Source organism: Pseudomonas sp. 273 (genome assembly GCF_029201425.1).
GTDB lineage: Bacteria > Pseudomonadota > Gammaproteobacteria > Pseudomonadales > Pseudomonadaceae > Pseudomonas > Pseudomonas delhiensis.
Genome location: NZ_CP116775.1, coordinates 1,960,909 through 1,974,314 on the forward strand (window position 1 = coordinate 1,960,909; position 13,406 = coordinate 1,974,314).

The following is a 13,406-nucleotide window of genomic DNA, read 5'->3' on the forward strand; positions in this document are numbered from 1 at the left end:
CTCCGTATATGAGATTGAACAGCGTTGAGCCGCTTACTCGGCGGATGTCTGCGCCTTGTCGGTCGTATGGCCGACCCGAATGGCAGTCAAGCGATATAAAAGTTCGACAAGTTTCATTAACTGGATGTCGTCGGCTTCCGTGCCCCAGGGCTCGAACAGGTTGCCGTGCGCTACGCGGTTACGGATGTTCTTCCAGGCCGAGACGTGCTCGGTGTCGAGTTGACCCGTGGCACTCAACTGAGTGAGATAGCGTGCCACAGAGGGTCTACGAAGCGAGGATGTCATGGAGTTGAGCCGGCTTCTCAGATCAACAGGTGTCAAGTTGGAAAGGAATTTCGTCACTGGAGATAGATCGCCTTCGGCAAAATCAGGGGGCGTCTTCGCAAAATCGCTACCCATCTTGACGATGCCCTCCACGGCGCTGGCGATGGAGAGAGCAAGTACCCAATGCGAACCAGCCACATGTGCCTGAATCACCTCGTCATGAAAGCGAGTAAGCGGATTCGCCTCGAATTCAGGATGACCATCCTTACTTCGATGTTGCGCTATGTATGTCAGGTAGTGCTCGTAGAACCTCCAGAATTCCCCCGCCTTCCTGCTGGAGAACTGTGTTGCACAGCCGCCTAGGGAGCGCTCGATGGATGGCGCTTGCCGAAGTGATACGAAGGCGCGCCCATCAGCAAAGTTCCTTGCGACAAGACGGGGAAAGATCAATTGACCTCGCAAGGCACGCAGGGGCTCCGACAGCCAGTTTTCGAGATAGGGATGGTTCAGGGCCGTACTCGTACTGGCCGTGATTCGAAGCTCATTCGACCACGGCTCAGTCCGCACTTCGATCGTGCTGCCCAGCATCTCGAAAACATGTCGGCCACCGCTGGTACGCCAGCCAATCTTGCTTTCTCCGAGATGTGCTGTCGTTGTGATGATCTCGGAAAAAGGAACTTCCGGTGCCGGCGAGTAGACAAGTTCGACGCCGCTGACAGGCTCAGTCTGCTGCACCATCGTGGTCAAGCCCCCGGATGCACCAATGAGCTGCCAATAACCGCCTTGTACTTCTCCGACCCTCGGACGCACCCATCCTCCATTCCACTCGGTGCCACTGTAGTCAACAGCGCGCAGGCGAAAAGCTGTTTGCGGGTCGTAGAGGCGTTCACCCGTCAACCGCAACGCCTTGAGTGCTTCGTTCTCGTTATGCGGCTTGGCATGGACGTGAAAACTGAAATCCGTAGTTCCCGAAATCGTCAAAGTCCCGGAGCCTTCAAAGATAGGAGGCGCGCCATCGAACCATCCGTCGAGATAAATTCGAGGACATTGGATCTCCTTCTTGCCGGTGAGGAGCCACATGAAAGGTACGAGTGTGGGGGACATTTTCTTCGCGATCTCAAGCTGTCTTGGCGAACAACGCCACGTCCGGCAGCCCTTTGAAGTGCGCATCGCAGGTGAGCAGTTCCGCGCCTTGGTGGCGTGCTGTCGCGTAGACGATGGCATCGGCGGTGGCCAGCTTGTGTTCGCGGTGTAGGTCTGCCGCGAGCAGGGCGATGGTGGTGTCCAGAGGCACGACGACGCATTTTTGCGTGTAGGCGATCACCTGGTCGGCCTGTTCCTCGCCGAGTTCGCGCACCAGCCACTTCGACAGTTCGAGCTGCACAATGGTGGGCACGATGCACTGGGGTTTGTCCGGAAACTGCTTGCCCAGCTTCTTGCCGACCGCGCTGCCGGTCAGCCATTCGATCCAGGCCGAGGTATCGACCACGCGCAGCGGCGCCGCCATTAGTAGCGGTCCTCGCGGTCGCGATAGCCGTCGGTGCGTGCGCCCTTGGCGATGCCGGCCAGGTCGTCCAGCTCGGGCACCGGCATGACCAGCACGCCCTTGCCCTTGGGAATGAACACGAACTCCTGCCCGGCCTCCCAGTGCTGCTCCTCGCGCACGGCTTTCGGAATGGAAATCTGGAACTTGCTGGATAAGGTGGCGGTAGCGGTCATTGTCGTACCCTCAAATCGTCGATAACGGTTTGGTAAGAATACACCCTTGTTCCCTGGGCAGCCAGCCGCGTTCACCCGACCCCCATCCCCCGCTGCCTGCCGAAGCTCCAGCTCACGCTGCCGCCGCGCACCACCGCCGTCATGCTCTGGCCCAGGCGCTGTTCCAGCACCGGCTTCCAGGGCACCAGGCTGAAGCCCTTGCCGTCATCGAGCATCGCGTAGAGCCCGCTGGCGAGCATGACGCTGCGCCGGTAGACGCCGCTGACGCGCTGGCCGTCGCCCATCGAGCGGTGCTCCAAGCCAGTGTCGGTGGCTATGGTCTGCGCGGCCGTCGCCAGCTCCCGGTTGCGCAGTGTCCGCAGCAGGTTGCGCGCGAGGATCACGCGCTGGCCGCGCCGCTCGGCCAGGCCCTGTTCTTCGAGGAAATCGGCGCGCTGCTGGAGGGCTTGGCGCACCTCGCTGCCAAAGCCCAGCTCGCCCAGGCCCTCGCCGCCGCCGATCAACTGCTGGTCCAGCCAGGTGGCGCCGATCACGCGGGCCTGCCGTTCGATGGACAGGTGCGATTTCAGCTCAACGACCACGCCACCGCCCAGGTGCTGAGTGTCGTGCCGCCGGCCCTGCTCGGGCAAGTCGGCCGGGACTTCCCAGACGCCTTCACCCAGGCGCTCCACGATGCCGGCGCGGCGCAGGGCTTCCAACCGGCGGACGTGGGCGGCGACCACCTCGGCGGGGTCGCGGCCGCTCATGTTCTGTCCTTGGGCCTGCGCCTCGGCCACGGCCAGGTGCTGGTCGGTGCGGTACAGGCCATCGACGGCCAGCGCGGCGATGGTCCTGTCCGCCGCGCGCACGCCGGCCGCACCTTTCACCTCCACACTGCGCCCCTGGGGTACTGCTCCAGTTCCGTGCGGGGCGGCAGCGCGACGTAGTGCGCCTTGCCGTCGGTACCATCGACGATCAGGTAGCCCTTGTCGTACAGCTCGTCGACCAGGCCCTTGGCGACGACGCGAACTTCGCGCACAGCTCTTTAACCGTCGGTGCCGTGCGCGCCTCGGCCTTGTCCGCTGCCGGATCGCCGCCCCGACGCACCTGGGCCAGCCACTACTGCGCCAGCGAACGGGCCTGTTCAACGGTCAGTTCGCCATACTGGCCCAGCGCGGGCTTGCGACGCTCGCCGGCGTTCGTGCGGTACTGGAGCATGAACACCTTGCGGCCCGCCGGTGTAATCTTGCACAGAAAGCCGGGAACGAGGGGGTCAAGCAGCTCAATGGGCTGCGCCTGGGGTTGTGCCGTATCGACTGCGGACTTTGTGAGTTTGATCTTGGCCATAGCTGACTCCTTTGGAAGACCCGTTTCCAGGAGCCTCTTGGGAGCCAAGCGGTCGGAAGCCGGGTCAAGTTTCGGAAAGCACCGGCATAGGATGAACTCACGTAAGTTATTGATAAAACTGCCACAACGAGCTGTGGCGTAGTCCAGCGAAGTTCGGTGCTGGAGTCATGCTGAAATAAAAAAGCCGTCCAGGAGAGGGGACTCCAGACGGCTGTGTCCCACAGGAATGACCTGTGGGACAACGGCATGATAGACAGCCAACCCACGAAAGAGAAGCCTTGCCCCAGCGGCGCGGTGGGGGCTCAGCCAGGTTTCAAGCCTGGCTAGGCTGTGGCGGTGAGAAGCGACAAACCACTGGGACAGGAGCGCTATGGACGGGTTAGTCCAGGCTCAGGTTCTCGGCGATCTGGGCGATTCGCTTCAGTGGCTGCGGGCTATTGATGATTGAAAACATCAAGTAGCGCTGGCTGCGAGGCAGGGCTTGTGCACAGCGCTTGGCCGTGGCTTTCACCGCGTTATCGGTACCATGGATTCTTGCGGTAAGCAGCAGGGCGATTGTCGCGTCAGTCAGTGTCACTGCGAGGGCTCGTCAACCGGGCAAGGGATTGGTGGGCGGGTAGTGTACCGCGCAATGGCGGGCGATACGGTAGGGACGAACCGGCTCTGTGCCTCTCCAGGCGAAGTGGATGAGTTTGCCGAGGGTTCATTTTAGGTGCAAAATAAGTGCATGCTCTCTGCGTCAGGAGTTCGACAGATGAATACTGTGCTGCAAGAACCCTTTGTCGAGCGGTTCCGCGAGCCCAACACGCCCTACCTGTCTCCGTCCAAGGTGGGTGACTTCTTTGGATTTCGGGTCCAGGAGTTGGCCGAGCGTGCGCATGTGCATCGCAATACTCCGACAGCTCGGCCCCAGGCGCCGCAGTTGCAGAAGTACCTGCAGGACATGGTGCGAGTGCTGGCGGTGGCCACCGAGATGACCGGCGACGTCCATCGGGCGGTCTTTCTGCTGCGCAATGAACCGCTGCGTGCGTTTGGCTACAAGACCGCGGATACCCTGATCCAGGAAGGTCGCGCCGATGCGGTCATTGCCTACCTCGAATCCTTTGCCGGTGGTGCGGCCGGATGATCTCGAAAACGCTCGGCGCCGACGGCGACGAGGCCTTTTACCGAGTCATCGTGCCGGCCTATGCCGGCACGCCCTTGTCCGGGATGGGAGCGGCGCGCCAAGGAGGGCGGTTCAACCGTCCGGACCAGGAGGCGCTGTACCTGGCGCTGGATGAGTCGACGGCGTTGGCCGAATACAAGCAGGACAACCCGTGGCTGCGTCCGGGCACGATCTGCACGTTCTTCATCAACGGCCTGCGCGTCGCTGACTTGAGTGCCGGTTTCGATCCGGATCGCTGGCCGCCGCTCTGGGCTGACTACACGGTGGACTGGCGAGCGGAGTGGTTCGACAAGTCGGTCGAGCCGCCTACTTGGTACATGGCTGACGATGTGGTTGCCGCTGGGCTGGATGGCATTCTGTTTCCTTCGCAGGCGAGGCCGGGTGGAACCAACCTAGTGATCTACCACAGCTCGTCCCGGCCTGCGGCGCAACTGCGAGTCTATGATCCGGACGGAGCCTTGCAGCGCCTGATAAATCGATGAGGCGATTGCGCGCTCAGTGCCCGAGTCCCGTCATACCAGTACAGGGTGCAATGCCCCTGTCCCGGTCGATGGCTTCTGCAATCCGAAGAGCTGCATCCAACTCGCTGATGCCGTATTGCTGCATGAGCTGGTAGCGTTCAGCTTTCTCCTCTGGCTCGGTCTGTGCTAGGGCGAGGTAGAGGCTGGGCGGAACGGCTCGAAACAGCAGTTCCATGCTGCGCGACAGGATCACGCCCTCCGAGAACTTGCCGGACTCTTTGCGTGCGGAGAGCATCAACGTCTTCTGGGCTGGCGTGAGTTCGCGGAACTTGGCAATTTTTTCCACCTCGTCTGGCGGCATGCTGAGGCAGAGCCACCATTCCATCATGTTCAGCATCGGCTCGGCGGCCTTGGGCAGGTCATCCAGATTCTGTGTGGCCAGCCAGAACCACAACCCGAGCTTCCTCCACATTTTCGCTATTTTCACCACATAAGGCGCGAGCAACGGGTTCTTGGTGATGATGTGCCCTTCGTCGGTGACGTTGATCATCGGGCGGCCGAGGAACTGGTCGCGCTCGGCGATGTTGTTCACCGTGTTGATCAGCGAGATGTAGGCGATCGAAAGCTGGGCGTTGTAGCCCTCGCGGGCATAGGTGGCCAGATCCACGATGGTGATGTCGGCCTCTGGCCACGGCGACCCTGGGCGGTCGAACATGTCGCCATCCGCCCCTTGGCAGAACATGTCCATTGCGTCTGCCATTTCCAACAGTCGCGCGCGTCGGGTCTCCGGCAGCGTGCTGTCGCGGCCGCGTTCGCGCAGCGCGTCCCGCACGTCACGCGTAAGTGTCGTGCGCTGCTCGGTGACGCAACGTTGCGCCGCATCGAGGATGCACTGGCGGATCAGGCTGCGATCGGCACGCGTCATGCGCGCCTCTTCCTTGTCCTCGCCGCCGGTGATCATCAGTCGCGCGGTGATCTCCAACTCGCCGAGCACGTCGCGCTGCTCGTCGCCTTCGTTGGCCGAGTTGTTGTCGTCATCGAGCGCCTCGGCATCGAGCGTCCGTACCTGGCTCGGCGTATCAACTAAGCGCCAGGCATCGGCGAACGGCGCGAGACTCACACCTGCGCCGGGCGCGAGTTTCACACGGTGCACCGTCAGTCCCAGCCGGGCAGCGAAATCGCCGAACAGGCCGAACGAGTTGCCAGCCTCGACGATGAATAGCCGCGGGCGGTAGACCGCCATGACCTGGTTGAGCAGGTTGTTGAGGGTGGCGCTCTTGCCTGAGCCAGTCGGGCCAACCAGGAACAGATGGGCGTTCATTTGCCGGTCGGCCCTGTTCAGCGGATCAAAGGTCAGCGTGCTGCCACCACGGTTGAACAGGGTGATGCCTGGATGTCCTGTACCCTGGCTGCGCCCCCATAAAGGGGCCAGGTTGGCCGCGTGTTGGGCAAACATCAGCTGGGTGTACCACTGCCGCTTGTCCTTGCCCGGATCGTAGACGCAGGGGAGCCAGCGCAGATACGTGTTGAGCGGGGCTACCTCATCATCCTCCCGCACAGGCTGCAGGCCGGCACCGAGCAGCACATTGCCGAGTTGCAGACCACGAGCTTCCAGTTCAGTCTGATCGCGCCCGCGCAGGTAGAAAGTGAGGGCACCTCGAAAGAGCTTGTGCGCGCTGCCGATCAGTCCACGAGCCTGCTGCACGTCGCGCCGGGTCTGCTCGGATGCCAGGGTGTCACCGACCGCCTTGCGGGCCAGGTGGTTGAGGTGCGCCTCTAGGACATCCTGCGGAGTGATGACCAGCGTCAGGCACAAGATCGTGTCCTCCGGCATCTGGTCCATCAGCGCATTGATGGCATCGCCCTTGTGCGTCTCGCCGGTGAGGTGTCCGGTGGACGGTGCCGTACGGAGGCGGTCGATGGTTATGGCGCGGTGTGGCCATCCATCGAAGTGCCAGGTGCCTTGGGATACATCGGATCGTGGCTGGCCGAAGAACAAGCGCTGAGCGAAATCGGTGCCGCTGGCCAACTCGATCTCGCCGGCTTCCTGCTCCTGCGGGTAGCGGGTCAGTGCGTAGAAGCGTTCCTGATCGGCGGGTGCGGTGCCGAGCAAGGTCGGGTACGGGTTGAACCAGCGCAGCAGCCAGGCATGGATGTCCGGAGCGTCGATTCGCTGGCAGCGCACACCAGCATTGGCAAGGCCTCCGGTAAGGCGATCGCAGACCAGGTTGAGGGCCTGTTCGGGTGTTTGTCCTCGGCGAGCGGCGGCTTGGCCAACGTGACGATAGACGACCAGGCGGGTACGGCGGATCTGGCCACGCCAGGGCAGGCGGGTAATGGTCTTGTCTTCGAACAGCCCGCCGGGCTTGGCGATAGCGCCCAGATGGTGGCGGAAGAACCGTAGGTAGAACTCGGTAAATGCCGAGCCTTGGGCTCGGGGCTGGATGTAGTCGCGCAGCGTGCCAAGGTAGGGCTCCCAGTCTGCCTCGTCCTGGGCGTAGAGCTGGACTACCCACGGATTGTCATCCAGTTCGTCGAACGCGTCCTGTAGCACGTTCTCCAGCGCGTCGCGCACCTGCAGCAGCCAACTCGGCTCACGGCCTTCGGTGCCGATCGGCTGCAGCTCGAAGAACGCCGCCACGGAGTGCCCGTCATCCAGCAGCATGCAGCGAGACTCTGGTAGATACTCCACCCAGGGCAGCAGATCGGCGAATGACGGCGCGGAGTCGTAGAGCGCCTGCTCGTCGCCCAGGGTGGCGGGCCTATGCTGCCGAAGTGCTGTACCGGGCTCGGGAATGCCCTTTGCCTGTAACGCAGCGACATGGCGTGCCCAGGTATCGGTTGCCTCAGTACCCTCTGGCTGACGGCAAGGCCGCTTGCGCAGTGGCCAGGACATCAGTAGTCCTCGGTCCGCTCACCAGGCATGGCGTACTGCACTCGCTGGTACAGAGGGAACACGGAGGTGTAGCCAGGCACCGGGACGGGATCGCTGCCGGCAAGATGCGGGTACACGTACATCACCAGATCGGGATTGGGCAGGCGGTGGAACTGCCGATAGATTTCGTTGGCCGCGGTGCGGGTATAGCGGGCCTGTTCCGCCATTGCCGCCTGCCGGTCGGGTGCCTGCAGAGGGCGGCGCAGCGACTGGCGCGCATCGAGCAACTGCCGGGCTGCCTGGCCGCCGCCGGCGCTGCCGCCTGTACCGGCATTCCAGACGTCGAGCATGGTGGCGTCGTCGTGTGGCAGCAGTTCTTCCTTGCTAGTCGTACAGCCTGCAAGGATGAGCGTGATGGCCAGCAGCGCCGGTCCGTCAATCCAGGTCCTGCGCATGGGGCGTTCCTCCAAGGCGATGGTCGACCCGTCGGCCGGCCGGTGCGTAGTCGATAGTCAGGGGCTCCTCGAGGTGTACGGCGACCTTGGCGCCGGGCTTGACGTACACGGCGGCGAAGGCCTGTCCATACAATTTGTTGACCCACTGCGACATGTCCTGCACGCCACCCGCGAGGATGCGGCCCATGGCCTCGTTGGCACCGATGCCGACGGTGCCGATGGCGCCGTTGCTATTCACGTAGGAGAGCTGCCCGCTGCTGGTGTCGAGCAGGGAGGCGACGCCGGCTCCCGCAGCAGTGATCAGGGCTTGGCTGCCGAGGTACTGCTGGGCGTTGCTGCGCCGCTCGCCGCTGACGCAGGGAATGCCGTAGGGATCGCTGATCCAGCCAATGCCGGTTTGTGTGGTGCCGTTGTTCTCGGCGCGTTGCGAGGTGGTATTGCGCCCGTGGTCTTCCGGAAGGGTGCGAATGGTGCCGTCCTGGAACACGAAGGTGACCGAGCGCACCTGGCCGCGGACGCAGGAGAGCGTCCAATCCCCGGAGGCGGTGCCACTGATCACGGCGCCGGCGACGTCGGGAAGATCGATGCCGTTGGCGGTGAGGTTGTCCGGACCGATCAAGATTTTGAAGGGGTAGGGGTCGTTGACCGTGCCGTCCACCGGGACTCGGCCAATCAGTGCCGTCATGGCGATCGAACCGATCAGCGTGGCATTGGTGGGGAGGGTGTAGACCGCCTGCGTTGCCGGTACGCCAGCGGCCTGACGCCCCGCGTCGAGCGCGGTGCCGGCTGCCGTCTCGAGTGTCTTCTGCGCTGGGCCGAAACTGGTGGGGAAGGCGGAGCCCAAGGTGTTCTTCCCGGTACGATGCTTGTCGTCATGGGTGTCATCTGGCTCTACCCAGCGCAGGGTCTCCTCGCCATCCCCGGGCTCCAAGCCCAGCCCGACCGGTAGGTCCGCGGACTTACTTTTGCCACCGCCGATGCCGTCGAGGCGTTGTTGTAGCTCCTGCAGCAGGCCCTGAGTTCGCTGGCGTTCGTTCGCAACCTGGTCCTGGTCCTCGCGCAGTTGGTTGCGTCCGCTCTCGAGGGCGCTCTGGATGCGCCGATCGATGCTGCTCTCCCGTTGGCGCAGGTGTGTATTCTCTTCGCGTTGAGTCTTGTTGTCGGCCAGCGCGGTCTGCAGTTCGGTGCGCAGTTGGCGAACCTGCGCAACCAGGGTGGCCACCGTGTCGCGCGGCGTGTCGCCCTCGATGCCGAGTGCCTTGGCTTCCTCTGGTGTGAGGCGGCTGCTGGCGTCCGATGAGGGGGTGTAGCACCGCGGCCGGAGAAGAGTTTGACGCCGACGAATACTAGTAGCAGGAGCATCGGGATCATCAGCCACTTGAGTAGGCCATTACTGCGCATCGTGGCCTCTGTCTTGCGTCGCCGGTTGGTTGAGCGAGGCATCGATGGGGGAGAGAGTCGGCAGCAACGCTCGCTCCAGGCCGTGACCGCGTGTCACGAGGTAGACGACGGTGGTGTCCTCGGGCGTGCCGACGGGGCCCAGGGTGGGGTGCTGGAAAGTTGCTGCCAGAAAATCCCCCTGGAGCGATCGCGGGTCCAGGTCGAACCAACGTGGGCTGGTATTGCGCAGCCGCACGGCGGTGACCCAGAGATTGTCCAGGTGCCAGGTGGCTAACCCTTGGGCTTGCACCGGCAAGGTCGGCAGGAGGGTATCCAGCGGCATCCCTGCTGGCAGGTTGGCGCGAGTCATGCCGGGCACGGGCTCGACGGTGCGCAGCGGCGCATAGAGGTTCTGCGCGGCATAGCGGGTCAGCACCACTGGGAGTGGTGTTTCGTGCTTGGGTAGAGGCGCTGCTGAGTCACCGGTCTCGGTAGGCTCTTTGGCCGCCGAGGCGACGCCGTACCGGGGGTTGGCGGTTGGCTCTTCGACGATGTGCACCGGTTCCAGTGGCTGCTGCTTGTCCTGTGTGGGTTCAGCCGCAATGTCGAGCAGGATGACTGCACCGGTATCGGCGTCCTGGAGTTGCAGGCGTATGGGCTTGATCGGTTCGTTTGCCAACAGGTAGATGGCGCCGGCAGCGCTCTGTACGCGCAGGCGGTTGCCCAGCGAGGCGGGGACACCGACGCGGACGTTACGGTCGATGAAGACGATGCGCTCCTGGCCGACTACCAGTGGGACGGCCAGAGGCAGGCGTTCCCAGCGCAGAATCTCGGTGGCATTGGCGGAGTTGAAGGCGGCCAGCGCGAGCACGGCGATAGTTAGCGGGATACGACTCATGGGACGTTTTCCGGTGGCGGGGGCGCGGTCTGTGCGGAGTCGATCGGAGCGGCGATACGCTGCGGGGCTCCTTCGTAGCAGTCGATGACCAGGCCGAACGGATTGCGTTGTGGATCGACGTCGAGCCGCAGGACCTTCAGCGGGTAGCGCACCAGGGCGCGCTTGACCTGTTCCGAGGCGTAGTACTCGTCAGCGGTGACATCCAGGGTGACCACCCACGCCTGGTTGGAAATCGTGCGCACGCGCAGGGTCGGGTTGTCGCTATAGCCGCGACCGGGAATCTCGTAGATGCCCCGCACACGGCGGCGCAGTTCGCCGGCGTTGCGGCGATACTGGTAGTCCTGTTGCAGGAAGGCTTTGCAGGCAGGGGTGAAGTAGCTCGACAGGGCATACAGGTTGCGGGGGTAGTCGTCATCGCCGTTGGTAGGCCAGCGCTGCAGCTGTTGCCAGACATAGAAGGCGAAGGCGTACACGCTTTCCGGTGGTACCTCCCACCAGGGGCGGGTACTGCCCGAGCGCAGGTCCGGTGGTACATGAATCGTCAGGTTGCGTGGCGCACTCCACCAGCCAATACCCATGACCAGGGCCAGCGCGGTGAGCGCACTGGCGCCGGTACGCAGGGTGCGAATGTGTGCCTGCAGATGCAGGACCTCGTTCTTGAACCGGCTCATGGCGCGCGGCTCCTGCGCGTCGTCCAATGGCCGGAGCGGGTCACCAGTGTGTGTCCGCCGACGAAGGCTGCAGCATGGGGCAGGTGCGTAGCGGTCCACCATTGCAACTGCCGATATAGCCAGGTCTCAGGACGGCCGCGCTTGATACGGCGGAGCGCGCCACCACCCGCGAAGATCCCACCCGTGATGGCCAGCAGCATCGCAGAGGGCACCACTGCGAGGGTCGAGCAGGCGATAGCCAGTGGAATCCCGCAGAGCAGGCCGATTGCGCCTGAGGAGCCGGCGCACACCCACAGTTCGTTAGCGGTGAGACCGCGCACCACGACCGGGTGGCGGTTGAGCCGATGGGGCAGGAAGGCCACTGTGCCGTCCGCGCGGATATCGTCGCTCATGGTGGGAGGGTCACAGCACGCCGGTGGCTTCGGTCAGCAACCAGATGCCGACCACCAGCAGCATCGCGCCGACCGCCACCGTCAGCCCGAACTGACCCCAGGTGGCGCGGCCGGTGTGGATCTCCGCGTAGCGGGCGTAGGCGTGGTAGCACACACCCACGAACATCGAGGCGACCACCAACAGCGCGATGAGCATCACGATGTCATAGCCGTAGTTGCGCAGCGTCTCGAGGATGCCGGAGCCGGCGCCCCGAGATGGGTTTTCCAGAGTAGGCAGGTCGGCTTGGGCGAAGGATGACAAGGCGGCAACTACGGACAGCCCTGACCAGCGACCAACATGGCTGAGACGCACACGAAGAAAGGACCTCATGGCGACGACCTCTACGACAGCAGGAAGAAGGTCAGCACCAGATACAGGGCCATGATGCGCACCATGACGCCTGTAAGCTGACGTTGGGACAATTGGGCTTCGGCCCAGCCGCTGTAGGCGCCGCGGAGCGCCCAGGCGCTCCACAGCAGTAGCGTGGCGAAGACGGTGCACAGGAGTACTGTTGAGACACCTGACGGCGTGAGGCCGCTGTTGGCCTGGAATGCGCTGGCTTGGGCGGCGTTCATGGAGTGCCCCCTGTGTCCGCGGGTACAACGGTGGCCTGGCGGTAATCACCGAAGAGCTGGCTGGCATCGCGCGGCTGAGCGCGGGAGGGGGACAGATAACCGTGAATGCCGGCGCGGATGCGCTCCAGATCGGCGTTCAGGCGGGCATAGTCGAAGTAGTAGCGAGTCCGCTCGTTGAGCGGCTGCTCAGTCTGTGTCGCAACGAGCCGTTCGATGCTGTCGAGTTGGCGCAGGGCGATGGTGAGGCGCTCATGCTCTGGCATGGAGCCGGCTGCGCCGGCTTGCGCAGAAATTCCCAGACTGCCGAGGCTGAGTAGAAGTACCAGTAGCCTGTCGAAAGAATTCTGCTTGCTGACTAGAGCGTAGGATCGCATCGACATTGACCTGTCCACGGTGGTGGAGGAATGGCGTGATGCTCTCCAGATGCGTGTCGTTTCGCCTCAAGCAATCGGATTCTGTGTGTCACCGGATTGCTGGATGATCATTATTTCCTGAGGTATCAGAAAGATATAGGGGGAGTTCGGATGGCAATGGGGCGAATAAAAGTGTGGAGGGACTGCGATGTAATTCGGATTTTAGGGGGGATTTGAGGTTTCAGGAGCGTTTCGTAGATGGTTTTTTGGGGGGTTCGAGAGAGTGGTATGTAATTAATTCGATGCTTAGAAGGTTGTGGGGCTCTAAAGCATCTATTTTGGCGGAGTATCGGCGAAATTGTATTAACGAAACATGCGGCTGGGTTCGGAGTGGTAATTTCAACCTGTCTCGGTGCAGAGGTGAAGCTGTTTGGTGTCATGAAGGTGCTGCTCGGAATTCTATCCTTCTGTAATGGTGTCTTCTGTTAATATGCTCAATAGAGAAATTGAAATGAGAGTGGCTATTTCCAAATTATTTCAACTTGCACTAGCCGGTCATCAATGAAGCGTAGCTTCCTGTATACACCTCCATCAGGTCCGTAAGTCCAGAATTCAACATGAGCAGCGCCTTTTTTAGGGGTTTTCGTATTTTGGTTTCGAACCCCAGGCTCCCAAATCTCTTTATTGATGGGCTCGCCACATTTATCTATTACCTCCTGCCTCGTATCTCCTTCGCTAGCAATTCCACGACTGCATCTCATTGATGAAGCGTCAGCGAAATTGCTGGAAAGAAGGAAGATGCCAATTGCGAAAGAGATCTTTGAATGTTTCA

General features: G+C 62.4%; 14 protein-coding genes and 3 pseudogenes. 2 read left to right on the forward strand and 15 right to left on the reverse strand.

Annotation, left to right across the window (positions count from 1 at the left end; all coding sequences use genetic code 11):
- Positions 1–33: 33 nt before the first annotated feature.
- The 6 genes and pseudogenes from PKO50_RS09405 to PKO50_RS09430 all read right to left on the reverse strand — a co-directional run bounded on the left by PKO50_RS09405 (position 34) and on the right by PKO50_RS09430 (position 3,886).
- Positions 34–1,344 carry a hypothetical protein gene (locus PKO50_RS09405; protein ID WP_275629479.1) on the reverse strand — a complete coding sequence of 437 codons (1,311 nt, stop codon included), beginning with the start codon at positions 1,342–1,344 and terminating at the stop codon, positions 34–36.
- Between the two features lie 37 nt (positions 1,345–1,381).
- Positions 1,382–1,771, reverse strand: coding sequence for a type II toxin-antitoxin system VapC family toxin (locus PKO50_RS09410; protein ID WP_275629480.1), 390 nt, complete (start codon positions 1,769–1,771; stop codon positions 1,382–1,384).
- Positions 1,771–1,983, reverse strand: a complete 213-nt coding sequence (locus PKO50_RS09415; RefSeq protein ID WP_275629481.1) for an AbrB/MazE/SpoVT family DNA-binding domain-containing protein — start codon at positions 1,981–1,983, stop codon at positions 1,771–1,773. The genes PKO50_RS09410 and PKO50_RS09415 overlap by 1 nt, the downstream gene beginning before the upstream one ends.
- A gap of 71 nt (positions 1,984–2,054) precedes the next feature.
- A pseudogene (locus PKO50_RS09420) lies at positions 2,055–2,989 on the reverse strand (DUF3363 domain-containing protein); the annotation flags it as partial.
- Positions 2,989–3,309 (reverse strand): annotated as a pseudogene (locus tag PKO50_RS09425) (Arm DNA-binding domain-containing protein); the annotation flags it as partial. The pseudogenes PKO50_RS09425 and PKO50_RS09420, both read right to left, overlap by 1 nt.
- Before the next feature lie 379 nt (positions 3,310–3,688).
- Positions 3,689–3,886, reverse strand: a complete 198-nt coding sequence (locus PKO50_RS09430) for a hypothetical protein (protein WP_275629482.1) — start codon at positions 3,884–3,886, stop codon at positions 3,689–3,691.
- A 177-nt stretch (positions 3,887–4,063) separates the two neighbouring features.
- On the opposite strand from PKO50_RS09430, the gene PKO50_RS09435 reads away from it, so the two are divergent.
- Both PKO50_RS09435 and PKO50_RS09440 read left to right on the forward strand, forming a co-directional pair.
- Positions 4,064–4,435 (forward strand): antitoxin Xre/MbcA/ParS toxin-binding domain-containing protein, encoded by a 372-nt coding sequence (locus PKO50_RS09435; protein ID WP_275629483.1) that lies wholly within the window; start codon positions 4,064–4,066, stop codon positions 4,433–4,435.
- On the forward strand, positions 4,432–4,956 hold the full coding sequence (locus PKO50_RS09440; RefSeq protein ID WP_275629484.1) for an RES family NAD+ phosphorylase: 525 nt from the start codon (positions 4,432–4,434) through the stop codon (positions 4,954–4,956). The genes PKO50_RS09435 and PKO50_RS09440 overlap by 4 nt, the downstream gene beginning before the upstream one ends.
- A gap of 13 nt (positions 4,957–4,969) precedes the next feature.
- Here PKO50_RS09440 and PKO50_RS09445 read toward each other — a convergent pair whose 3' ends face one another.
- The 9 genes and pseudogenes from PKO50_RS09445 to PKO50_RS09485 form a co-directional block, all read right to left on the reverse strand.
- Complete coding sequence (locus PKO50_RS09445) at positions 4,970–7,831, reverse strand: conjugative transfer ATPase (protein ID WP_275629485.1); 2,862 nt, start codon at positions 7,829–7,831, stop codon at positions 4,970–4,972.
- Positions 7,831–8,265 (reverse strand): TIGR03751 family conjugal transfer lipoprotein, encoded by a 435-nt coding sequence (locus PKO50_RS09450; RefSeq protein WP_275629486.1) that lies wholly within the window; start codon positions 8,263–8,265, stop codon positions 7,831–7,833. Before PKO50_RS09450 ends, PKO50_RS09445 begins: the two co-directional genes overlap by 1 nt.
- Positions 8,246–9,666 (reverse strand): annotated as a pseudogene (locus PKO50_RS09455) (TIGR03752 family integrating conjugative element protein). The gene PKO50_RS09450 and the pseudogene PKO50_RS09455 overlap by 20 nt, the downstream one beginning before the upstream one ends.
- Positions 9,656–10,543, reverse strand: coding sequence for a TIGR03749 family integrating conjugative element protein (locus PKO50_RS09460; protein WP_275629487.1), 888 nt, complete (start codon positions 10,541–10,543; stop codon positions 9,656–9,658). Before PKO50_RS09460 ends, PKO50_RS09455 begins: the two are co-directional and overlap by 11 nt.
- On the reverse strand, positions 10,540–11,214 hold the full coding sequence (locus PKO50_RS09465) for a PFL_4703 family integrating conjugative element protein (RefSeq protein WP_275629488.1): 675 nt from the start codon (positions 11,212–11,214) through the stop codon (positions 10,540–10,542). The genes PKO50_RS09460 and PKO50_RS09465 overlap by 4 nt, the downstream gene beginning before the upstream one ends.
- On the reverse strand, positions 11,211–11,606 hold the full coding sequence (locus PKO50_RS09470; protein ID WP_061561446.1) for a TIGR03750 family conjugal transfer protein: 396 nt from the start codon (positions 11,604–11,606) through the stop codon (positions 11,211–11,213). Before PKO50_RS09470 ends, PKO50_RS09465 begins: the two co-directional genes overlap by 4 nt.
- Before the next feature lie 10 nt (positions 11,607–11,616).
- Positions 11,617–11,976: a TIGR03745 family integrating conjugative element membrane protein gene (locus PKO50_RS09475; protein WP_249919366.1), complete on the reverse strand. Its 360-nt coding sequence runs from the start codon at positions 11,974–11,976 to the stop codon at positions 11,617–11,619.
- Between the two features lie 11 nt (positions 11,977–11,987).
- Positions 11,988–12,221: a TIGR03758 family integrating conjugative element protein gene (locus PKO50_RS09480; RefSeq protein ID WP_275629489.1), complete on the reverse strand. Its 234-nt coding sequence runs from the start codon at positions 12,219–12,221 to the stop codon at positions 11,988–11,990.
- A complete protein-coding gene (locus PKO50_RS09485; protein ID WP_275629490.1) occupies positions 12,218–12,601 on the reverse strand; it encodes an RAQPRD family integrative conjugative element protein in 384 nt (127 codons plus the stop codon). Before PKO50_RS09485 ends, PKO50_RS09480 begins: the two co-directional genes overlap by 4 nt.
- Positions 12,602–13,406 lie beyond the last annotated feature (805 nt).